This window comes from Neomoorella sulfitireducens (genome assembly GCF_024733845.1).
Classification (GTDB): Bacteria; Bacillota; DSM-521; order Neomoorellales; family Neomoorellaceae; genus Neomoorella; species Neomoorella sulfitireducens.
In genome coordinates, this window is record NZ_JANRHG010000016.1 from 23,480 (window position 1) to 46,916 (window position 23,437).

17 protein-coding genes are annotated in these 23,437 nt (G+C 55.7%); 2 read left to right on the forward strand and 15 right to left on the reverse strand.

What is annotated here, in order from left to right; all coding sequences use genetic code 11:
* Positions 1–3 precede the first annotated feature (3 nt).
* The 5 genes from NWF31_RS12935 to NWF31_RS12955 form a co-directional block, all read right to left on the reverse strand.
* On the reverse strand, positions 4–738 hold the full coding sequence (locus NWF31_RS12935; RefSeq protein ID WP_258360925.1) for a PHP domain-containing protein: 735 nt from the start codon (positions 736–738) through the stop codon (positions 4–6).
* 3 nt (positions 739–741) lie between these two features.
* Entirely contained in the window at positions 742–1,554 is an 813-nt protein-coding gene (locus tag NWF31_RS12940; RefSeq protein ID WP_258360926.1) for a Cof-type HAD-IIB family hydrolase, read from the reverse strand.
* On the reverse strand, positions 1,526–3,367 hold the full coding sequence (uvrC, locus tag NWF31_RS12945; protein ID WP_258360927.1) for an excinuclease ABC subunit UvrC: 1,842 nt from the start codon (positions 3,365–3,367) through the stop codon (positions 1,526–1,528). Before uvrC ends, NWF31_RS12940 begins: the two co-directional genes overlap by 29 nt.
* A gap of 16 nt (positions 3,368–3,383) precedes the next feature.
* Positions 3,384–6,302: an excinuclease ABC subunit UvrA gene (uvrA, locus tag NWF31_RS12950; RefSeq protein WP_258360928.1), complete on the reverse strand. Its 2,919-nt coding sequence runs from the start codon at positions 6,300–6,302 to the stop codon at positions 3,384–3,386.
* A gap of 300 nt (positions 6,303–6,602) precedes the next feature.
* Positions 6,603–10,367 (reverse strand): UvrD-helicase domain-containing protein, encoded by a 3,765-nt coding sequence (locus tag NWF31_RS12955; RefSeq protein WP_258360929.1) that lies wholly within the window; start codon positions 10,365–10,367, stop codon positions 6,603–6,605.
* Positions 10,368–10,477: 110 nt separating this feature from the next.
* On the opposite strand from NWF31_RS12955, the gene NWF31_RS12960 reads away from it, so the two are divergent.
* Both NWF31_RS12960 and NWF31_RS12965 read left to right on the forward strand, forming a co-directional pair.
* Entirely contained in the window at positions 10,478–10,735 is a 258-nt protein-coding gene (locus NWF31_RS12960) for an AbrB/MazE/SpoVT family DNA-binding domain-containing protein (RefSeq protein WP_258360930.1), read from the forward strand.
* Positions 10,714–11,187, forward strand: a complete 474-nt coding sequence (locus NWF31_RS12965) for a type II toxin-antitoxin system VapC family toxin (protein WP_258360931.1) — start codon at positions 10,714–10,716, stop codon at positions 11,185–11,187. Before NWF31_RS12960 ends, NWF31_RS12965 begins: the two co-directional genes overlap by 22 nt.
* A 45-nt stretch (positions 11,188–11,232) precedes the next feature.
* On the opposite strand, the gene uvrB is transcribed toward NWF31_RS12965, so the two are convergent.
* The 10 genes from uvrB to NWF31_RS13015 form a co-directional block, all read right to left on the reverse strand.
* The gene (gene uvrB, locus NWF31_RS12970; RefSeq protein WP_258360932.1) at positions 11,233–13,221 is read right to left on the reverse strand and encodes an excinuclease ABC subunit UvrB; all 1,989 of its coding nucleotides are present in this window, start codon (positions 13,219–13,221) and stop codon (positions 11,233–11,235) included.
* Positions 13,222–13,398: 177 nt separating this feature from the next.
* Positions 13,399–14,832, reverse strand: coding sequence for an RtcB family protein (locus tag NWF31_RS12975; protein ID WP_258360933.1), 1,434 nt, complete (start codon positions 14,830–14,832; stop codon positions 13,399–13,401).
* Between the two features lie 215 nt (positions 14,833–15,047).
* A complete protein-coding gene (locus NWF31_RS12980) occupies positions 15,048–15,605 on the reverse strand; it encodes a cysteine hydrolase family protein (RefSeq protein WP_258360934.1) in 558 nt (185 codons plus the stop codon).
* A 112-nt stretch (positions 15,606–15,717) separates the two neighbouring features.
* Positions 15,718–16,332 (reverse strand): glycerol-3-phosphate responsive antiterminator, encoded by a 615-nt coding sequence (locus tag NWF31_RS12985; protein ID WP_258360935.1) that lies wholly within the window; start codon positions 16,330–16,332, stop codon positions 15,718–15,720.
* A gap of 184 nt (positions 16,333–16,516) precedes the next feature.
* Complete coding sequence (locus NWF31_RS12990) at positions 16,517–17,455, reverse strand: metallophosphoesterase family protein (RefSeq protein WP_258360936.1); 939 nt, start codon at positions 17,453–17,455, stop codon at positions 16,517–16,519.
* A 25-nt stretch (positions 17,456–17,480) separates the two neighbouring features.
* A complete protein-coding gene (locus NWF31_RS12995; RefSeq protein ID WP_258360937.1) occupies positions 17,481–19,103 on the reverse strand; it encodes an amino acid permease in 1,623 nt (540 codons plus the stop codon).
* Positions 19,104–19,143: 40 nt separating this feature from the next.
* Positions 19,144–19,902, reverse strand: a complete 759-nt coding sequence (locus tag NWF31_RS13000) for a hypothetical protein (protein WP_258360938.1) — start codon at positions 19,900–19,902, stop codon at positions 19,144–19,146.
* The gene (locus NWF31_RS13005) at positions 19,857–20,093 is read right to left on the reverse strand and encodes a hypothetical protein (protein WP_258360939.1); all 237 of its coding nucleotides are present in this window, start codon (positions 20,091–20,093) and stop codon (positions 19,857–19,859) included. The genes NWF31_RS13000 and NWF31_RS13005 overlap by 46 nt, the downstream gene beginning before the upstream one ends.
* Before the next feature lie 172 nt (positions 20,094–20,265).
* Positions 20,266–21,759, reverse strand: a complete 1,494-nt coding sequence (gene glpK / locus NWF31_RS13010; protein ID WP_258360940.1) for a glycerol kinase GlpK — start codon at positions 21,757–21,759, stop codon at positions 20,266–20,268.
* Positions 21,760–21,979: 220 nt separating this feature from the next.
* Positions 21,980–23,281 (reverse strand): FAD-dependent oxidoreductase, encoded by a 1,302-nt coding sequence (locus NWF31_RS13015; protein ID WP_258360941.1) that lies wholly within the window; start codon positions 23,279–23,281, stop codon positions 21,980–21,982.
* Positions 23,282–23,437 lie beyond the last annotated feature (156 nt).

Below are 23,437 nucleotides of genomic sequence, written 5' to 3' on the forward strand. Positions count from 1 at the left end.
AACTCAATGACGCAGGTTTATAACCTGTTCCAGGGGCACCCCGGCGGCGCGCAGGAGCCGCCACCCCTCTTCCAGGCGGCCTACCGTGGCAGGCTGGTGGGCGTCGCTATTGACGACAAATCTTACCCCGTAGCTGGCGGCCATGGCTAACTCGCGGGGATGCTGGTAGAGATGGCCGACATTTATCTCCCAGAAGGTGCCGGTACGGGCGCAGGCCCGTGCCAGGGATTCAACATCGACCGGCATGCCAAGACCGGGGTGGGTAACACAAAAGACAGGATGTTTTTCCAGGGCCGCCATTAAAGCCCGCGTATTGGCCTCTATAGCCCTTTCCCGCCAGCGGCGGCCGCGTTCCTGGAGCAGGTTGGCCAGCACCAGTTCGCGGGCCGCCGGCCAGTCCCGGGGCAGGACATAAGGATGAAGCCCCACCAGCAGGAGATCCAGCTGCCGGTAAACGGCTGCCGGGATGTCGATTTCCCCCTTCAAACCGACAACATTGGCCTCGGCACCCACCAGCACGCGGATGCCCGGTGACTGCCAGGTCGCCACCTTCCTTTTCAAGCGCAGGAAAACGCCGGCGGAACTGGTGCCCACACCTATATTACGCGGACCGTGGTCGGTCAGGGCTACTTCTTCCAGGCCGGCCCGGCAGGCGGCAGCCACCATGTCCCCGGCACCGGCCCGGCCGTCGCTGTTGCTTGTATGCACATGGTAATCAGCCCGGAAGGATTGGGGCAAGGGTCACCCTCCCAGGATAAATTTTTCCAGAGCCCGGGCCACGCCGCCGTCGTTATTGCTGCCGGTGACATAATCGGCAGCCGCCCTAACTTCCGCCGGGGCGTTGGCCATGGCCACTGCCCAACCGGCATAACGGAACATCTGGAGGTCGTTATAACTGTCGCCAAATACCATTATTTCTTCCGGCCGGATAGCTTCCCTTTCGGCCAGGGCCTGGAGCCCCCGGGCTTTGTTAACTTCAGGGTTGAGCATTTCCAGGTAATGGGGCAGGGAACGGGTGAAGTAAACCTCGCCTCCCACCTGGCGGCGAATGGACGCTTCCAGGGGATCCAGTTCCGGGCCGTCGCGCAGGGCGACAATCTTCAACGGCCGTTTTTCTTGCTCCTGGAGAAAGGTCAGCATGTCCTCCACACGGTGGAGATCCACCCCGGCCCGTCTTGCATACTCTTCGTTTTCGGCTGCAACTTTTTCTACATAGAGCCGGTCGTCCAGGTAAACGTTATAGGCGTAACCGAACTGGCGGATAGCGGCAATTAAACGGCTGGCCAGGTCCAGGGGAATGGTGCGCTCAAAGAGTACTTCCCCCGTTTTCGAGTGGCGCACCTGGGCGCCGTGGTAAACAACAAGGGGCAAGTCCAGCCCCAGCTCCACGGCGTAAGGCCTGGCCGAACTGAACATGCGACCCGTTGCCAGGGTTACTGTTATGCCCTTTTCCCGGACTCTCCTTATAGCTTCTTTTGTCCGGGAGTCGATAACTAAATCATCGTTTAACAGGGTCCCGTCCAGATCAAAGGCTACCAGCCGGATTCTCCCCATTATTTTTCCTCCCTAAGCCTTCCAGGATGCGGGCCGCTACGGCCCGGTTCATCCCTTCTACGGCCAGTAGTTCTTCTAACGTCGCCCGGCTTATCCGTTCAATAGACCCAAAATGGCGCAGCAGGGCCCTTTTACGTTTGGGCCCCACCCCGGGAATGTCGTCCAGCACCGAACGGTAGGCGCCCTTTTCCCGTTTCTGACGGTGGTAGGTAATGGCAAAGCGGTGCACTTCATCCCGCAAGTACTGCAGGAGCTGCAGGGCGCGGCTGTCCCGCGGCAGGCGCACAGGTTCGGGACTGCCCTCTCTAAAGAGCAATTCTTCCTCTTTGGCCAGGGCAAAGGTGGGAATGGCCGCTACACCCAAGGCCGCCATGGCCTCCCGGGCGGCATGCAGCTGGCCCGGGCCGCCGTCTATCAGGACGAAGTCCGGCAGCGCGGCAAAACGCGGGTCCCCTTCGGCGGCCCGGCGGAAACGCCGGCTTAAAACCTCCTGGAGGGAGGCAAAGTCATTGGGGCCTTTGACCGTCTTGATCTGGAAGCGGCGGTAGGCCGACGTCAACGGCCGGCCATCCACAAAGACAGCCATGGCCCCCACCGGGCTGCTACCCTGGAAGTTGGAAATATCATAGGCTTCCATGCGCCGCGGCAACCGCGGCAGGCCAAGGGCCTGTTGCAGTTCCACCAGGGCCGCCTTGCCACCCTCCTCCTGGCGCTGGCGGGCCAGGAGGTACTCCTGGAGGAGGCTGGCGGCATTTTCATGGACCAGCTGTAGCAGCTTTAACTTGCTGCCCCGTTTGGGCACCTTCAACTCGACCCGGCCGCCGCGCAGCCGGCCCAGCCAGCGGGCGATGGTGGCGGCGTCATCCGGTTCGTCATGGAGTAGGATTTGCGGGGGAATTTCTACCCCCCGGCTGTAATATTCTTTCAGCAGGGCCGCCATAATTTCGCCCCGGGATAAGCCCTCTGTCCCCGTCAGGAAAAAATGGTCGCGGCCGATAACCTTACCCCCCCGGCTGAAGAAGATGAGGCCCAGGGCCGCTTCCCCCTCCCGGGCGAAAGCAACGGCATCGGCATCATCGCCGCCAGCGTCAGTAATTTTCTGGCGGGCACAGACCTCCTGCACCGCACGCAGCTGGTCCCTCAACCTGGCTGCCTTTTCAAATTCCAGCCGTTCGGCGGCGGCTTCCATTTTTTCCTTTAATTCCTTTACCAGGGTGGTATGCTTCCCTTCCAGGAACAGGATAATATTGTCTACCGCTTCCCGGTAAGCCTCCGGGCTGACCTTACCGCTGCAGGGAGCCAGGCAGCGGTTGATGTGGGTGTTGAGACAGGGCCGGCTGCGGGGCTGCAGGGGCGTCTCCCGGCAGGTGCGTACCGGGAAAAGGCCGCGCAGGATTTTTAAGGTTTCCCGCAATGCGCCCGCGTTGGTATAAGGCCCGAAATAGCGGGAACCGTCCCGCACCAGGGAGCGCGTTACCTGCAGCCGGGGGAACTGCTCCTGGACGGTAATTTTGATATACGGGTAGCTTTTGTCGTCCTTTAAACTGACATTGTACCGCGGCCGGTGTTCTTTAATAAGATTGCATTCTAAAACCAGGGCCTCAACTTCGTTGTCCGTCAGGATATATTCAAAGTCGGCAATATGGCTGACTAAGACCTGCGTCCGCGGCGGGTGCTGGCCGCGGAAATAGGAACGAACCCGGTTTTTCAGGGAAGCGGCCTTGCCGACATAGATGATCTCGCCTTTGGCATCGCGCATGAGGTAGACGCCGGGGTGGTCCGGCAGGCGCGCCAGTTTCTCCTCCAGGTCCATGGTATCCCTTCCTCATCTACTCCTGCCCCACTACCCGGGGCAGGTCCTGATGCCCGCCCGGGGGCAGGTGCGCGGGGCTTCCTTCCAGGTCCAGTCCGGCCTGCCTCCCTTTATCCCGCTCCAGGACGGGGGCCAGGAACTGGCCGGTGTAGGATTCTTTGACCCGGCAGATCTCTTCCGGTGTACCGGCGGCCACCACCCGGCCGCCCCCCTCGCCGCCCTCAGGGCCCAGGTCGATGATATAGTCCACCGACTTGATGACATCCAGGTTGTGCTCGATAACCACCACCGTATTGCCGGCATCCACCAGGCGCTGCAGGACGTTGAGGAGCCGCTCGATGTCGGCCATGTGCAATCCGGTGGTGGGCTCGTCCAGGATGTACATGGTCCGGCCGGTGCTGCGCCGGGCCAGTTCCGCCGCCAGCTTCACCCGCTGGGCCTCGCCGCCGGACAGGGTGGTGGCCGGCTGGCCCAGGGTGATGTAGCCCAGGCCAACGTCCTGGAGGGTATTCAAACGCCGGTGCAGGCGGGGAATAGCGGCAAAGAATTCCGCCGCCTCGTCCACGGTCATGGCCAGGACGTCGGCGATGGTCTTCCCCTTGTATTTTATGGCCAGGGTTTCCCGGTTATAACGCTTGCCCCGGCAGACCTCACAGGGCACATAAACGTCGGGCAGGAAATGCATCTCGATCTTAATAATGCCGTCGCCGCCGCAGGCCTCGCAGCGGCCGCCCTTTACGTTGAAGCTGAAGCGCCCCGGTTTATAGCCCCGGGCACGGGCTTCCGGCGTGGCCGCAAAAAGGGCGCGGATGTCGTCAAAAACGCCGGTATAGGTGGCCGGATTGGAGCGCGGCGTCCGGCCGATGGGCGACTGGTCGACCTCAATGACCTTGTCCAGATGTTCGGTTCCGGTGAGATCATCAAAGGCCCCGGGATTGGTCCGGGCGCCGTTCAGGCGCTGGGCCAGGGCCCGGTAGAGGATTTCATTGACCAGGGTGCTCTTGCCGGAACCGGATACCCCGGTAACGCCGATAAAGAGGCCCAGGGGAAAGCTCACGTCGATATTTTTCAGGTTGTGCTCGCGGGCGCCTTTAACGGTCAACCACTTATCCCCGGACCGGCGACGCCTGGCCGGTACCGGGATACACCGCCGGCCGCTCAAATACTGGCCGGTGAGGGAACTGGGGTTGGCCATGACCTCCGCCGGGGTGCCCGCCGCCACCACCCGGCCGCCCTGCTCGCCGGCCCCGGGCCCGATGTCGATGATATAGTCGGCAGCCCGCATGGTATCCTCGTCATGCTCTACGACGATGACCGTGTTACCCAGGTCCCGCAGGCGCTTCAAAGTGGCTATCAAGCGAGCGTTGTCCCGCTGGTGTAGGCCGATGCTGGGCTCGTCCAGGATATACAGGACGCCCATGAGCTGCGACCCGATCTGGGTGGCCAGGCGGATGCGCTGGGCTTCCCCCCCGGAGAGGGTGGCCGCCGCCCGGTCAAGGGTAAGGTAGTCCAGGCCGACGTCCAGCAAGAACTGGAGCCGGGCCTGGATTTCCTTTAAAACTTGGCGGGCGATTATCTCTTCCCGCTCGCTTAATTTCAAGTCGCGCAGGAAACCGGCCGCCGCCCGTATATTCATGGCAGCCAACTCGCAGATATTAAGACCGCCAACCCGGACGGCCAGGGCTTCCGGTTTGAGACGCGCCCCCTTGCAGGCCGGGCAGGGTTGCTGGCTCATGTAGTTCTCGATTTCCGCCCGCGACCACTCCGACTGGGTTTCCTGGTAGCGCCGCTCGAGGTTGGGGATGACCCCTTCAAAGGGGGCTTCGTAAGTGCGCCGGTCGCCGAAACGGTTGGTGTAGCGGAATTTTATCCGCTCCCGCCCGGAACCGTAAAGGATGACCTGCAGGTGCTCCGGCTTGAGTTCCCGCACGGGCACATCCAGGCTGAAACCGTAATGCCCGGCCAGGCATTCCAGCATTTGAAAATAGATGCTGTTGTTACTACGACTCCAGGGTTCGATAGCCCCATCTCTCAAGCTGCGGTTGCGGTCAGGTATTACCAGGCCGGGGTCGACCTTCATGGTAATCCCCAGGCCGGTGCAGGCCGGGCAGGCGCCGTAAGGATTATTAAAAGAAAAAAGACGCGGCGTGATCTCCGGCAGGCTGATGCCGCATTCTATACAGGCAAATTTCTCGCTCAACAGCAGCTCTTCCCCGCCGCCGATGTCGATAAGGACGATGCCGTCGGCAAGCTTTAAAGCCGTTTCCAGGGATTCGGCCAGGCGCGAAGCCACGCCCGGCCGTACCTGAAGGCGGTCTACGATTATCTCTATGGTATGTTTTTTATTCTTAGCCAGGTTGATAGTCTCGCTCGTTTCCCGGATTTCCCCGTCCACCCGGACACGCACGTAACCCTGCCGCCGGATCTCCTCCAGGACGTTGCGGTATTCGCCCTTGCGTCCCCGCACGATGGGAGCCATCACCTGGAAACGGGTTCCTTCCGGGTAAGCCAGCAGGCGATCCACCATCTGGGATACCGTCTGGGGCGTAATGGGCCGGTCGCATTGGGGACAATGGGCGTGGCCGATGTGGGCGAAAAGCAGCCGCAGGTAGTCGTAGATTTCCGTCACCGTACCTACCGTGGAACGGGGGTTGTGGCTGGCCGTCTTCTGGTCGATGGATATGGCCGGGGAAAGGCCCTCGATTACGTCCACATCGGGTTTATCCATCTGGCCTAAGAACTGCCGGGCATAGGAAGAGAGAGATTCGACATACCGGCGCTGTCCCTCGGCATAGATGGTATCAAAGGCCAGGGAAGACTTCCCCGATCCCGAGAGGCCGGTAATGACTACCAGTTTGTCCCGGGGGATGGTGACGTCGATATTTTTCAGGTTATGGGCCCGCGCTCCACGAATGACGATTTTATCGGTGGCCATATAGCACACCCCCTCGGGAAAACCTTATTGGCCGGCCAGGTACAGTACCTGGCCGGGTGATATCTGGCTTCCCCGACCTATTATAACATAAACACCAGGTGGGGCATACATGTCCCCTTTAAACGCCGGCAGCCTGCAAAAAAACCGGGTATTTAACCCGGTTGCCAAAGGCTACTTATGAAAAGATACTTGCCCTACATAATAATGGGGTCCCACATGGCCAGGATGTTTTCCGTTATGCCGTAGCCGGACAGGCTGCTGGCTCCGCTACCTTGATACGTTCCTAATCCGTAATTACCTTTATGAAAACAAACTGAGCTGCTTGTATTGCCCTTCGGAGTCACCCTGCTTCTTCCCTGCTCTTCCGGTCCAGGGCCTCTTCTCCAGGCACTCCGGGGGTATTTCCTGCAGGAAAGGAGAGGGCCCGGAGGGTACCTTCCTGCCGGCAACGGTCCGGCTGCGGGAGGTTACCAGGATTAATAGTTCCCGCGCCCTGGTCAGGCCCACGTAAAACAGGCGGCGTTCCTCGGCCAAACTTTCTTCACCATCCAGGGTAGCACCCCCGGCCGCCGGGAACTCCCCGTAAACGTCTTCTCCCTCCCGGGCAACTGCGGGACGCTCTTTAAGGGGCAACAGCCCGTCTTCTACACCGGCAATAAAGACCACGGGAAACTCTAAACCCTTGGCTGCGTGGAGGGTCATCAGGCTCACTGCCTCGGGGCTGGTAACATTACTGCCCCAGCGCTCATGGTCCCCTTCCTCCGCCAGGACGATCCCCCGCAAGAAAGCCCGGAGATCGTCAAAACGCGCCGCCACCCGCAACAGGCGGGCCATGCCGGCTACTTCCTGGAGGTTATGCTCCTCAATCCAGCGGGCCAGGAAGCGAACCGGGGGTTCCGCAAGCATTGCCGCCCTCCAGGTCGCCACGGCATTCCTGAAGGCCTGCAAACCCTTCCCGGCCGCCCCGGTGACCTCGCCTGTCGTTAACCTTTCTATGGCCTGCCAGGCCGAACAATGCATTTGCCCGGCCGTCTCCCGCACCAGGGCGATGGTTCTTTTATCCCGGCCAAAGGGGCCACTGGTGAGGCTCCGGTAAACGTGGAAATCGTCTTCAGGGTCAAGCAGGCACCGGCAAAAGGCCAGGGCCTCCCGTACCGGCCGGTCTTCCAGGAAGCTTTCGCGACCTACCAGCCGGTAGGGTATCCCCTCCTTCAGGAAACATTCTTCCAGGGCCTCCAGCTGGCGACCCGTCCGGGCCAGGATGGCTATATCGGCAAAGCCGAGGCCTTCCCCTTCCCCTTCCGCAGGGACAGCCGCCGCTACCATTCTTTCCTGGCCGTGGGCCTGGAGCATGGTCATGCCGCCCACCAGGCGGCCGATCTCCCTGGCAATGGCAATGCCCGCGGCCGTCTCGCCGGGGACCTCCAGGTGCAGGACCGGCGGGCCCTCTTTCCGGGTAGCCACCGGCCCTGGAGTCCCGTTCAACCGGGTATTGCCGCCGGCATTTTGCGGGCAAGGCTTAATGATTTCAGGCAGGGGTTCCCCGCCGGTCTTATAATTATGGGCGATTACGGCCGCAGCTGCCCGGAGGATGGTGGGCGTGGAGCGATAATTACGGGTCAGCCGGAAAACCCGTGCCGCCGGGAAGTCTTCCCGGAGCTGCCGGAAAAAGCGGTTGCTAGCCCCGCGGAAGCCGTAAATGGCCTGGTCGGGATCGCCGATGACAAAAAGATTGCTGCCGTCACCGGACCAGAGCCTGATCAGCCGGTACTGGAGCGGGTTAACATCCTGGAATTCGTCAACGAGGAGGTGGCTGAACCGGGAAAAAAGCCTTATAGCCCCCGGGGCGTCCTCCCCGGTAGCCCTCATCTCCTCCAGCATATCAACCGCCTGGAGCAGGAGATCGTCGTAGTCCAGGACACCGTATGCGGCCAGCCGTTTCTGGTAGGCACTGTAAAGAGGCCGCAGGTCTTCCGGGACGCCCGGTGATGAAGGAAGGATACCCTGGCTTTTAAGGAGGGAAATCTGCCGCTGCAGTTTCAGGGCCCGGCGCGAACCGGCCTTTTCCCCTTCCTGCAGGATTTCTGCCAGGATGCTCCTGGCGTCGATCTCATCGAGGACGATGGGCTCCTCGCGGCCGTGGAAAGCCGGGGGCGGTACCCGTTGTCCCCGGTGACACCGCAGCAGGTCCAGGCAGATACTGTGAAAGGTACCGATGGTTAAATCATCAATTGCCCCGCCCGCTCCCAGCAGTTCAACCACGCGCTGCCGGATCTCGGCTGCTGCTTTATTGGTAAAGGTGACGGCTGTTATCCGGGCGGGAGAAACGCCACGTGCGCCGATCAAATGGGCCAGGCGATAGACCAGGGTCCGCGTCTTGCCCGTACCCGGCCCGGCCAGGACAATTACCGGGCCTCCTGTCGCGGTAACCGCCACTCGCTGCTCTTCGTTGAGGCCGTCCAAGATACGGGCCGGGGCTGCCGTTACCTCGCCTTCCCCGTCACCCGCAGTCCCTGCCCGCTCCCGGCATGCTGCCGTGGCCGCATCTTTTCCCTTCCCAGTGCTGGCGATTTTACCCGGCAGTCCTTCTTTATCCTCCCCGGGACTTACCGGCCGGCGAACGCTCCCGGCTATATCTTTATCCTCGAATTCTATCCAAAAGCCTTCCCGGCAGGAAATACCGGCCGCCTTACCTGCAATCTCCCCGGTCTCTTCGAACAGGCCGGGCTGCCCGGTAAAATGCTCCCTTTCCCCCGGCCGTACCAGGATTATTTTACCGTACTCGCCGTCAAAGCCCGGGCAGGTTTCCACCTCACCGGCACGCATGCGCCGTACAGCTTCGGCCACCGTAGCCCCGGCCACCCGGGTGATGGCGTCCAGGGGTGCCTGCCGCAGTACGGCCAGTTCCGTCCCCAGGCGGTGAAGCAAATCAAAATAAAGGGCGGTGACTTTTTTAGAAGACACCCCTACCCCCAGGGCCGACGCCAGTACCTCCGGCAGGGGGACCAGGCTCTCGAAAGGACGGGCGCCCTCCGGGCGAAAACCCTCTTCCCGGTCGGCCAGCTCCTCGACCCGGTGCAGGACTCCCACCGTCACCTTGCGGCCACAAGCCGGGCATATCCCCCCTGCCGCCCGCGTCCGGGCCGGCGGCCAGCAGATGCCGCAGGCGCGATGGCCGTCATAGTGATACTTGCCTTCTTCCGGGAAGAACTCCAGGGTTCCCAGGAAACCGGCTCCATCTCGTTCCTGCAGGGTCCTGCGGATGGCCGGGTAGGAAAGCCCCGTGGCTAAGATATTGGCCTCCCTGGCAAGATACCGGGGAGAATGAGCATCGGAATTGGAAACCAGGGTGAGGCGGTCCAGGGCGGAAAGGCGCCAGTTCATGGGCGGGTCGGAAGAAAGGCCCGTTTCCACAGCGCTGACGTAGCCGGCCAGGTCTTCAAAACACTCTTCCATCCTGTCAAACCCGGAACTGGCCCCGAAGAGGGAGAAATGGGGAGTCCAGATATGGGCCGGGATAAAGACTGCTTCCGGGCATACCTCCAGGGTAATCTCCAGGAGATGGCGGCTGTCCAATCCCAGGATCGGGCGGCCGTCGGCATGAAGGTTGCCCCCGCCTGCCTCCAGGCGGCGGCTGAGGGCTTCCGCCGCTTCCAGGTGAGGGAGAAGGATGAGATGATGGACTTTGCGGGTACGGCCGCCTTTTTTATAAATGCAGCTGATTTCCCCGCTGATGATGAAACGTACTACCGGGCGCCCGTCCCCGTCAATAAAATCCGGGGGCGCGTCTCCACCCTTAAACCGGGCGGTCGTATGTATACCGGCAAACATATCTTCCCCTGCAGCCCGGCAGTAATCCTTTTTCAGGCGGTAAAGGCCCTCCTCCGCCGGCTCCAGCTTATCCCGCAGTTCCTCCCGCCACCCGGGATGGGTAAAATCACCGCTGCCAACCAGGGTAACACCTTTATAAAGGGCCCAGCGGTAATAATTCTCCGGGGTGGCATCTTTGCTGGTGGCCCGGGAATAATGGGAATGGACGTGGAAGTCGGCGATAAACGGCAACATTGAACAAGCTACCCCTTAGTCAGGATGAAATTTTTTACCGGGCAAGTTGTTGCCGGCATCACTTACTAATCGTATAATAGTAAGTAAAATAACGATCTGGAGGAAATGAAATGGATCATGCCATCGTAAAAGTTTCCAGTAAGCACCAGATAACGCTACCTGCTGCCATTTATAAAAAGCTTGGTATCCAGCCGGGACAAAAATTATTGCTGGAAGTACATGGAGACAAGCTCGTTATCTGGCCCAAAACTAAAAGCTACACGGAATTGTTAGCCGGGTCATTAAAAGGTATCTACGGCCAGACTAAAGAAGAGATAGACGACTATGTCAGGAAGGAACGCGAATCATGGGAAAAGACGCCTTTTTAAACAAGATCGCCGGTTTCCAGCGCTTGCTCCTCGATACAAATACCATTATCTATTTCTTGCAGGGTATTAGCCCTTTCAATACTATCTTAAACCCTTTATTCGGTCTTTTTGAACAAAAAAATCTGGAAGCTGTCATCTCGGTAATTACTGAAACGGAACTACTGGTTGGTCCTCTAAAGGCTGGTAATCAAGAAGCGGTTACTATGGTAAAACTATTCCTGCACGAATTTCCAGGCCTCAAGGTAATCCCTGTTTCGCGCCAGGTTGGCCAGATGGCAGCAGCCATCCGGGCAAAAACAAACTTGCGTCTTCCTGACGCCCTTATTATTGCCACAGCAAAAGCATCCGGGTGCGGGGCAATTATCGGAAATGATCATACCTGGTCTAAAATTAATACACCGGTAGCGGCTATGCCGGAAGTAATTCTACTGGACCTCTATGTCGATGGTTGATGACACCTTGCCCTGCCCTGCGCGGGATGCGGCAGCGCGCTCAATTTACCCGGCTTGTAGCCGCAGTTCCAGGATGGCGTCCCGCAATTCAGCAGCCCGCTCGAATTCCAGCCGTTTGGCTGCTTCCCGCATTTCCTTCTCCAGCCGGCTGATAAGTGCTTGCAGCTCCCGTTTATTATAGCGTTTCTTTTCATTAAGCCGGGATTGGCCTGCCCGGTACCCGGCTGTATCCTCGGCCACTGCTGTATCAATAATATCCCGCACCGGTTTGCTGACGGTCCGGGGGGTAATGCCGTGCCGGCAATTGTATTCTACCTGCACCCGGCGCCGGCGATTGGTCTCATCGATGGCCCGGCGCATTGATTCGGTGACCGTATCGGCATACATGATGACCTGGCCGTTGACGTTACGGGCAGCCCGGCCGATGGTCTGGATGAGGGATCGTTCCGAACGCAGGAAACCTTCCTTGTCGGCGTCCAGGATAGCCACCAGGGAAACCTCCGGCAGGTCCAATCCTTCCCGCAAAAGGTTAATCCCCACCAGGACGTCAAAAACCCCCAGCCGCAGGTCGCGGATGATCTCCATCCGTTCAATAGCCCCGATATCGGAATGCATGTAACGCACCTTGATCCCGAGTTCCCGCAGGTAATCGGTCAGGTCCTCGGCCATGCGCTTGGTCAGGGTCGTCACCAGGACGCGCTCATTTCTACCCACCCGCTTGTTGATCTCGCTCACCAGGTCGTCAATCTGGCCCTTCACCGGGCGTACCAGGACCTCGGGGTCTACCAGGCCGGTGGGCCTGATGATCTGCTCCACCACCTGCCGGGAGTGTTCCAGTTCATAGGGACCCGGTGTGGCCGAAACGAAGATAACCTGGTTGATATGCCGGCAGAATTCCTCAAAGGTCAGGGGCCGGTTGTCCAGGGCCGAAGGCAGGCGGAAGCCGTATTCCACCAGGGTTTTTTTACGGGAAAGGTCGCCTTCATACATGCCCCCGATCTGGGGTACGGTGATGTGGGACTCGTCGATGAACAGCAAGAAATCACCGGGAAAATAATCGAGGAGAGTGTAGGGCGGCTCCCCGGGCGCCCGGCCGGTCAGGTGGCGGGAATAATTTTCAATTCCCTTGCAAAAACCCACTTCCCGCATCATCTCCAGGTCATAGCGGGTCCGCTGTTCCAGGCGCTGGGCCTCCAAAAGCTTCCCCTGCCGCCTGAGTTCCTGCAGGCGTTCTTCCAGCTCGGCTTCAATGCTTTTTAAGGCCCGCTCCATCTTGCCTTCTTCCACCACATAGTGGCTGGCCGGGAAGATGGCCACATGCCGGCGCCGGGCCAGGATTTCTCCCGTCAGGGTATCGATTTCCAGCAGGCGTTCGATTTCATCGCCGAACATTTCCACCCGCACGGCCCTCTCATGGTAGGAGGCCGGGAAAATCTCGATGACGTCGCCGTGGACGCGGAAGGTACCCCGCTTGAAGTCATAATCGTTGCGGCTGTACTGGATGTCCACCAGTTTTCGTATAATGGCGTCCCGGTCGTACTCCTGGCCCTCCCGCAAAGAAAGCATCAGCGTGCTGTAGTCTTCCGGCGAGCCCAGGCCGTAGATGCAGGAGACGCTGGCCACAATGATGACGTCCCGCCGCTCAAAAAGGGCGGCCGTGGCCGAGTGGCGCAGCTTGTCGATCTCGTCGTTGATGGAGCTGTCTTTTTCTATATAGGTATCCGTCTGGGGCACGTAGGCCTCCGGCTGGTAGTAGTCGTAGTAACTGACAAAATACTCCACGGCGTTGTCGGGGAAAAACTCTTTGAACTCGCCGCAGAGCTGGGCCGCCAGGGTCTTGTTGGGAGCCAGGACCAGGGTGGGCCGCTGCACGGCCTGGATGACCTGGGCCATGGTATAGGTCTTGCCCGTGCCAGTAGCGCCCAGCAGGGTCTGGTGGGAGTAACCCTTCTGCAAACCTTCCACCAGGGCGGCAATGGCCTGCGGCTGGTCGCCGCTGGGCCGGTAATCGGACTTCAGGACAAAGGGCGGCATGGCGCTTCCCCCTTCCGGGAGCTATTATATCACAACGGCCCGGGGTATACTACCCGGGCCGATCTTACAGGATCGACGGCATGCTGTGACAGTTATTTTTAGCCTTCATAAGAGGCTGCCAGGATTATCCCATTCCGGCTTGCATATCCCGTAGCCGGTACTTTATAGTAATTTTGCTCAAGCCTCATCCCCTTCACCCTTCAGCACCCCCAGGGGCCGCAGCCTGGCCACCGGTAGCGTCAGCCCGGCTTCCGCCAGGGTGGCGACAACCTCATCGATATCTTTATAGGCCAGGGGGGCTTCGTCCTTTAGAAACTTGACATCCCGGGCTATAACCACAACGCCGCCCAGCTGGTCCAGGACGTCCTCCCGGGAAAACTCCTGCCGGGCCCTCTTGCGGGACATGACCCGGCCGGCGCCGTGGTTGACGGAACAGAAGGTTTTTGTTATCGCTTCCGTTCCTACCACGACATAGGAGGCGGTCCCCATGCTGCCCGGGATAATCGCCGGGTGCCCGGTGGCCAGGTAACAACCGGGGTTGTCCCTGTGCCCTGCGGGCAGGGCCCGGGTGGCGCCCTTGCGGTGGACCAGGAGCCACCTTGTGCCGTGCTTCTCCTTTTTGGCGATGTTATGGGCCACATCGTAGAGAAGGTCCAGGCCCAGTTCCTTCTCCGGTTTCTTGAAAACTTCCACAAAGGCCTCCCGGACGAAGTGGGTGATGAGCTGGCGGTTGGCAAAGGCGTAATTGGCGGCCAGGGCCATGGCCCTGAGGTAATCCTGCCCGTCCTTCGAGGCAATGGGCGCGCAGGCCAGGCCTTTGACCGGCGCCCGGCTGCCGTTTCGCTCCGCGTTGGCCCACATGCGGTTGCTGTAGTCGGTGCAGATCTGGTGGCCCAGGCCCCGGCTGCCGGTATGGATCAGGACGTAGAGGTGGTCTTTCTGGAGGCCGAACCCGCCGGCCAGGTCTTTCTCAAGGACGGCCGCCACCTCGCCGATTTCTACAAAGTGATTGCCCCCGCCGATGGTGGCCAGCTGGTCGGCCCGCTCCCGCGCCTCTTTACTCGCAGCGGCAACACCTGCCCCGGGCAGGCAGCCGCCGTCCTCTATCCGCTCACCATCTTCCCGGCGGCCGAAGCCTTCCCGGATGAAGAAACCTGCACCACCGGCGGCAACAGCTTCCAGATTAACACGGCGCAGTTCTTTATCACGGCTGGCACACCCCACGCCCGCCGGTACCAGCCGGGCAATTGTCGCCAGCAGCCGGCCTATCATATTGCTATCTACACCCGCAGCCGGGATTCGCGTAGTCAACAGCCGCACGCCGCAGTTGATGTCCATTCCCACCGCCCCGGCGGAAACGACGCCTTGCTCGTAATCGACGGCCATAACCCCGCCGATAGGCAGGCCGTAGCCGGTGTGGATGTCGGGCATGCCGATGACGGGCCCGACCACCCCCGGTAAAAGGGAGGCATTATATAGCTGTTCAAGGGCCTCATTTTCGGTAAAGGAGGCCCTGAGTTTTTCACTCAGGTAAACATGAATCGCTACCGGGCCGTCTCCAGCCCGGTAAATATAGCAGTTTTTGGCCACCAGTTGTAGCTTTCCCGCCATATGATTCCTCTCCAGAAAACAGCTATTCTTTCGCCGGGTTTCCAGTCCCGTACCAGACCCGGTGGTAACTCCTATCTTAGTCCTATCAGTAATTTGCAAGCCAGCTCCCGGGTATACCGGCGTATACCAGCCTGAAGACAATTCTCTTACTCCAGAGCTGGCCTCCTGTTAAGAGCAAAAGGCCGCTCCCGTGCCCGGTTAACCCGGGCAGGCCATTATTCAACCACCTGGAGCCCCAGGACCCCGCGCATCTGGTCCAGGGCCCAGCGGTGCGCCCCGGCATCAAAAGAAGCCGTACCTGCTGCCAGGACGCGGACGGGTATATCGCGGTTGGCCAGTTCTTCCGCCGTAAAAAAGCAGCAAATGTTGGTACATACGCCCACCAGGTCGACCTGGCTCACCTTTTCCATCGAGCTGCCCGGCGCCAGCCCCAGCCAGGCATCTAAATCAGTGTTGTAGAAAGCACTGTAACGGCTCTTTTTAAGCAGTTTAACCTGCCCCGTCCCCTCATAAGGGGCGATCAGGGCCCGCAACTCGGGAATCAGGTCCTGGCCGGGGGTTCCATCCAAACAATGGGGCGGGAATTTTTGAAATTCGGCATCACCGGGGGCATGGGTATCAAGGGTAAAAAGCACTTCCTGCCCCCGGGACAGGGCTTCTTTCACTTTGCCTGTTATGAAAGGTATTATTTCCCTGGCAGCAGGAAAACTTAACGCCCCGCCTCCGGCGACAAAATCGTTTTGCATGTCGATAACGAAAAGGACCTGACGCATAGCTGGCCTCCTTTCAGATATCTAAAATAAAAATGGGTGTCATGTAAATTATACCATAACACCCTTAGTAGTACATTATATGATCGGTTGCCTGCTGGAACGCTGGAACACTTTAAACCTTTTTTGCCGGAAAATCTTTACTGAGCTTTTTATTCAACGCCCACAGATCGCTGCGGCTGGTACTGATCGCTAGGCAGCCAATGTCTAACAGGCGCTTTACCTGTTCCTCCTTCTTAATCAGACCGCCAGCGATAATGGGTTGCGCCAGGTTACTTTTAATGTCCGCCATTATCTCCGGAATTACCGGTCCCGGTAGAATATCCAGCGCATCAGGCCTGGTCCTCCTGGTGATGTCAATCGCCCTCTTTAAGCTCCGGGAATCTTCAATAAATGTCCGCAAAACGCTAATAACCCCAGCGCTGCGGGCCGCCTCAATCAGGGATGGCTTGGTGCTGATTATGCCATCACCGCCGCACTGTTTGACGTATTCTACCGCATAGTTGTCGCTGCCTATGCCTTTGATTAACTCGACATGGATAAAGATGGCTACCTGGAATTTTTCATGCAACATTGAACAGATTTGCGCCAGATCAATAATGCTTCCAAATTGCAATGAGATTACCGCCACTGGCAGCGTTTCTATCGCCCTTAAAGCTTCCGAACTCCAGATAGCAGGTATTACAGGATAGCGCCTCAAGGTTAAAAATACGCTTTTAGCAGTAAGCAAAAATCCCTTTTCACCCCTATTTCTGTTAGAATTTAGTATATACCATATTTTATATTTTAGCCAGACGCGTTGCACCATCATCAATAGAATTGTCTGTAGCCGCATTCTAGCATAATCTGGCCTGAGTGTAAAGGAAACTCTATCCGTTAATCTATAAACGGTCTTTGAACCGTACATTAAAGATCTAGCCAGAAGTTAAGACATATTTTTTGACACCTATTCCATCCAGGTCAATTACCGCTCCCAACAGGATCCCCTGCTCATAGGAGCTGCCGGGATTAAGGCAGATGGTCCGTCCTAGCCGTTTGACTCCCTTCCCCTCATGAATATGCCCGAAAAGGCCCAGGGGTGGTTGGTACTTTTCCACTACCTGGCGCACCGCATGGCTCCCCACCGGTACCAGGGAACGGCCGGCAAACTTAGGGCGTAGAGAACTGTCCAGCTCCGGCGCCTCATCCAGGCCGGACCCGTAGGGAGGTGCATGGAAATTAAAGATACAATGCTCCATATCGACTACCTTGGCGATAATATTTTCTAATCTGGCCAGCAGGGTTTCTTCGTCACACTCCCGGTAAGTTTTCCAGGGCGTGGGATTCGACCACCCGGTACTGGCCATCAACCATCCCGGCGCCACTTCCAATATTTCTTCTTCCGCCAGCCGGACATGCCGGGACTGGCGAAAAACCTCGTCAAGTTCAAACATATCATCGTTGCCCGGGCAGATAAAACACTTGATACCCCACTGGCCCAGCCGCTCATCGGCGTAGGCAGCCCACCGTTCCGCTACCTTAAGCACATTTTCCTTAAAACGCCGGTGTACTGCCTCCGGATTTTGATTTAGTTCCTGGAACTCATCTTCCGTCAGGACAATGGGATAATAACCGCGGTTAGCAACCATCTTTGCAAACTGGGGTACTTCATCCTCCTTAAGATTCACCTGTTCCTCCAAAAACGAGGCCCGGTAGCTACCGGCAGCCGCCCGGACAAGGGGTACCAGGGCTTTGCCGGTCATATCACCACCCAGAATAATAGTCGTTGCTTGATAGAATTTACCTGCATTAATAAATTTTTTCCAGCATATCTCCGAACCATGGATGTCGGTAGCAAAAAATATGCGGGCCATCTCTGAACCCCTTTCATCATTGCTTTCATTCTACTGGGATGTTTTTATAGACCATATCCAGGTCAATACCCTGCCGGCGGCGGAACCACTTGGAGCCAAAGTAGATGGCCACTGACAGGGCGTATAATACCAGCATATAGACTGCGGACGTCGGGCTATTAACCCCATAAACGCTGTCCGTAATCCACTTATAAAGATTAAAGCAAAGGAAGATAAGAAAGATTACCCCGCTCACACATATCCAGGGGATGCCGAAAATCTTATACCTGGCCACTGGTGAAGACTGGAAAAGCTCTTTATCCTTATAAGGCAAGAGAATAGCCGCCACCGTTGTTCCCAGGTAGGTAATGGCGATAACTACCGTGGCATCGAGGGTATAGGTAGAAAAGCCTGGCAAATAGGAATTAAGCAAACTGATAATGGTCGCCGGGATGGCCATTAATAATAAAGCGTTGATGGGAGCCCTGGTCCGGGGTGATACCCGGGCCACCCATTCCGGTAGGACCCGGTCAAAGGCCGCCGCAAAGACCACCCGGGTGGAAGAAAGAAAGACCGTCCCGCACCAGCCGAAGAACCAGGCGCTCAAGGTCACCAGGAGCAACAGCTGCAACAGGGGATTGTTGATTAGGAAAGCCACCAGCAGGCCGGGATAGGGATAAACGGGGAAGGGTGATTTGCCGGAAAAGAAATCATAATTAAGGGCATGATAAAATTCCCAGCCAAAGGTTTTGGCAAAAAGGGCCAGGAGAATAATGGCCAGGGCCGCCGTGATCAGCAGGCCGGCAGCCATACTCCAGAAGTTACGCTTGAAGTCGCCGGCTCCCCGGACTTCGCCATATAAAGTAGCCCCCCAGTTGGGCCACAGGTTCCAGAAGACTACCATGGGAATGAGGGACAGGCTGGCACTAAATGACATATTATGCCAGGCTACCGGCGTATAACCTTCTTTACTGGCTAATTGCATGATTTCTTGGTAAAGGTTGTTTCCCGGGGCACCCAGGAAAGTGGTGGCATAGTGGTTAAAACCGGTAATAAATTGCGCCTGGCTGGCATCCAGTAATACCAGGATGGCTAGCAACAGGCCGGCAGCGCCGATAAAGAAACACGCCTTCTGGATGCGGGCATACCATTTCATCCCGGCACTGACAAATAAAAAGGCCAGGGCAATGACAATTATAGAAGAAAAAAACAACCCGTTTTTATCCGAAAACCACATGGCAGCCCGCACCAGACCGGGGCTCCCCGTCCAGCCGCCTAAAACCGCTAAAATGGGCGTAAAGACTTCATAGGCTAGAATCGTACCGTAGATGGGAACCCAATGCCAGAGGATAAAGACCCAGCCGGTAATTGCCAGGACAAAACCCGGGCCGCCGCCCAGGACCCGGCTCTGCCAGACGTAATCACCCCCAGCCCGGGGCATGATGGCCACCAGCATGCCATAGACCACGACTTCGGCCAGGATTAATAGGCTGCTGATGATAATGGCCGGGACCAGGTGGGCTTCCGGTAAAAAAGGTGCGAAGGAAAAAATATAAAGCCCCAGGGTAATCAGATTGATGGAAAAAGTGGCGTAAATGAAACCGTCGAAAACCGACCATGCCCGCACCAGGCCGCTGGCCTTACGGACAAACATGGTAGGTTCTGCCATTTAAAGTTCCCTCCCTATTTTTTTGAATTATTAATTTTGCTCAGTGACCTAATTCATCCACTTCTTTGTACCATTTCACCCGCTCGCCGATTTTATGGCGCAGCTTCCACGCCGTTGATTTCGGCTGCCTGGCTATATAAGCGAGCAAGATTTGGATCTTCCCCCTGACATCAGCAACATCCTCGGCCGTTAGGGCCGTAAATTGTTCCAATAGCTGGCTAACTTTCTCCAGGTTCATGGTTACTGTCCGCCATAACCCCCAGTCCCTGGCACATAGCTCAGCTATTAATTGCCCGTTGATCGTTTCAGTGTCCTTCGTCCCTACCTCATGTTCGCGCAAAAGCATAATGGTATCGATAATATCCTTTTGATTAATTTTGACAATCTGCATCTTTTCCAGGAGCATCTCCGCCAGGGGGATGGTTAATTCATCAACCTCCAGGCGCCGGGCCAGGGGGATATCATGACAGAATTCCAGCTTGTCGAGAAAGACATCGCTATGCCAGCCGCCCCGGGGATTATTAAAGACCAGCCTGCCCTCACCGTATAAAATGGTAACCTGCATATCCTCCACATAACCTAAACCGGCAAATAATTTCCTAATCGCCTCCCGGTCGCCGGAGCGGCCGGCAAAATCAATATCCGTAAATACCCTTCCCAACTGTTCCTGCAGGTAGTTATACCGGGGGCAATGGTAGTTAAAGGCCAGGGCACCGAGTAAACGCAAAGCTAATTTTTGTTCCCTGGCAGCAGTTACGATCCGCCGGGCTTCCCGGATAAATTCCTCCTGCTTGCCCATCCCTGCTTCACCCCGTTTTTGCTTTTAGTGCCGCTACCTTCCCCCACCCGGAAGCAACCCACCAGGCGCAGTGCTTCTTCTGCCGCCAAGCGAGCATCTTGTGCATAACCATCGGCCTGGATCACTTTGGCATATTCGCCTGTAACCGGCCCGCCACTTACCATTACTTTTATCCCTTGGCACAAGCCCACGGCCTTTAAAGCTTCCATTTTATTAGAACTATGATTAAGGTTTTACGAAAAATGTATGATTATCTCCTGATGGCTAAACAAGGTCCGGAAAACGCGTTAATCAACTACCACGGGCTGGAGGTAATTAAAGCCCTTGATCTTGCGGAAATTCAATTTGCATAGTCACCGACCCCTACGGTTCAATCCAATTACGCGCTCTTTCTATAGCCCTTTGCCATCCTTTATATAAAGCTTCGGCCTTCTCTCGGGGCATTTGCGGCCGGAAGGTCTTTTCCAGTTTCCACATCCGGGTTAACTCTTGCCAGCCGGAATAAGCCCCTGCTCCTTTCCCTGCCATCATAGCCACACCCAAAGCGGTTGTTTCATTGACCCATGGCCGGTCTATGGCGATTCCTAGGATATCCGATTGAAACTGCATGAGGAAATTATTCCGGGTAGCGCCTCCGTCCACCCGTACCCTTTCCAGGGTCAAGTCGGCTTCTTGTACCATGGTCTCCAGGACATCCCGCGTCTGGTAAGCAATAGCCTCCAGGGCTGCGCGCACCACATGGTATTTATTGGCACCCCTGGTAAGGCCACAAAGAATACCTCTTGCTTTCATATCCCAGTACGGCGTACCCAATCCAACGAAGGCAGGTACGAGATATACACCATTAGTATCTTCAACTTTTAGAGCATAATTCTCCGATTCGGAGGCACTCGCTATAAGGCCCATTTCGTCCCTTAGCCATTGCACCACGGCGCCGGCTATAAAGACGCTTCCTTCCAAGGCATAAAAAACTTTGTCCTCTTCTCCCCAGGCAATAGTAGTCAAAAGGCCCTGCCGAGAAGTGATTGCCCGGGAGCCTGTATTCATCAATATAAAGCAACCCGTACCGTAGGTGTTCTTAACCATACCGGGGGTGAAGCAACACTGTCCGAATAAAGCGGCCTGTTGGTCTCCTGCTATTCCAGTAATAGGTATGGAAGCGCCCAACAATGATTCCTCAATTACCCCGAAGTGACCACAGGAAGGCAAAACTGCCGGTAAAATATTACCCGGTATATCCATCTCCCGAAGGATTTCCTCGTCCCACCTGAGAGTATGAATGTTAAACAACATGGTACGGGAAGCATTAGAGTAGTCTGTGGCATGCACCTTGCCACCGGTTAATTTCCATAAAAGCCAGGAATCAATCGTACCGCACAGGATTTTTCCCGCCCTGGCCCGGTCGCGGAGCCCCGGTACATTATCCAGCAACCATTTGATTTTAGTAGCGGAAAAATAAGCATCTATGATTAAACCTGTTCTGGCCTGAATTTCCTTGCTCCAACCCCTTGCCAACAAATCCTGGCAGTAGGGCGCCGTCCGGCGGCATTGCCATACAATGGCGTTATAACAGGGTTTCCCTGTCTCCCGGTCCCATATGACCGTAGTTTCTCTTTGATTGGTAATGCCGATAGCCAGAATGTCCCGGGCACTGAGGCCTGCTTGGCCTATAGCCTCGCAGGCCACCTCAAGCTGGCTATTCCATATTTCTTCCGGATCATGTTCTACCCAACCAGGCTGGGGATAAATCTGAGTAATCTCCCGGCTAACTTGTTTTAAAGGTCTACCGTCCAGGTCAAAAATAATAGCCCTGGAGCTGGTAGTACCCTGATCTAAGGCCAAGATGTATGGGGCCACGCGGGCCTTCCTCCTTATCAGACATAAAACTAAATTAGTCTTTTAAGTTTGCAGATAAACTCATCATATAGCCTAGGTTGCCTAGTACGGGGTGAATAATATACGCTAGGGTAACCAAACAATATTTATATGCCATAATAACACATAAATAACAATAGAGTTACTTAATATGCAAGTGCTCTAGAATTTTACTGAATGTATAAGCATGTACCCATAACCACTATAAAGGTTCATCACCTAACCCATTCACACCCTGGTTAATTAAATCTTCCACAAGATCACGATAATCAATGTCTTGAACGGAAGTATTGTTTTTTATTGCCATGGCCGCTGCCGTACCGCAAGCTTGCCCCATTACCATACACTGGGGCATCCCTCGAACAGAAGCAAACGCAACTGGATCAGTAGAGATAATTCTTCCAGCAAACAACAGATTTTTGATATTCCTAGGGACCATACATCTATACGGAATGGTATAATATGTTCCTTCTTCACCTATAGCATCGTAAGTAAAAGTATTAGAACCGCGGCAAACAATATCAATTGGATTATTACAGCAAACAATACCGTCTGAGAATTTTTTACCGATTGTTATATCATCAGCAGTAAGTCTGTACAATCCTTCAAATCTGCGCGTTTCACGTATTCCTACTATCGGACCCATATAAATCGGTATAGCGTTTTCAAAACCAGGTACTTCTTCTATTAAAAATTTAGCTAATTGATGACATCTTTTCCTAGCTTCATTTGTTGCTCTTACTATACTCAAAGGGTCAGTCCCATCAACATCTTTTATATTTACAGTGTTAAAGAAAACAGTATCCTTATGAAACCCTTTCATAATATAGATTTTGTCGAGATCTGGATGCAATTTACCCTCTTTAATACCTTTAGCAGCAATCTCTTTAAAATAAGGATCATAATTATCTTCAAAGATTCTTTCCCAAGGAGTATTTATCATTAAGAAAGTAAGTGTTGCTCCCATTAAATGTCCATCGTCATCACCTTTTTGAAAAGGTACGCCTGCTTTGGCTGCTATATAACCGTCACCTGAACAATCAATAACGGCTTTAGTATTGATAATGTGTTTCCTATTCCAGTCATAATAAATTACACCTTTAATTATATTCCCATTCATTATCGGTTCGAGTGCAGTAGCGTTTAATAGTAGAGTAACTCCCGCCTCTTCTAGCATTCTATATAAAGTAAAAATGAGAATTTCATGATCATAAACTACTTCTGGTCCAAAATTTTCCAAGCTACACTCCCTTTTCTCTGCAGCGGGAGGGTCCATCTGATACAAGCTATTTACTAACTCATCAAATATACCGCCTATCGATTTACCAAGCGGGTAGCCGGCCCCCAAAGGCATTCCAGGGCAAGAAGCTAATACCCCTCCAATTTTATTGGTTGACTCCAACAGATATACTTTAAGACCCTTTCGAGCTGCAGCTACAGCAGCTCCAAACCCAGAAGGTCCACCCCCAATTACTACTATATCAGTTTCAATAACATCTATCATTTTAAATTAACCTCCTCGTATAATTCATTTTGTAAGTTATCATAGAACCCGAACTAAAAATTAGGATAAGGGTTCTTGATAATCTGGTGTGCCTTGCGAAGATCAACATAGGTTGGTCCGGGGTCACTCTTAAACTCCCCCTGTAGCCCAGTTATT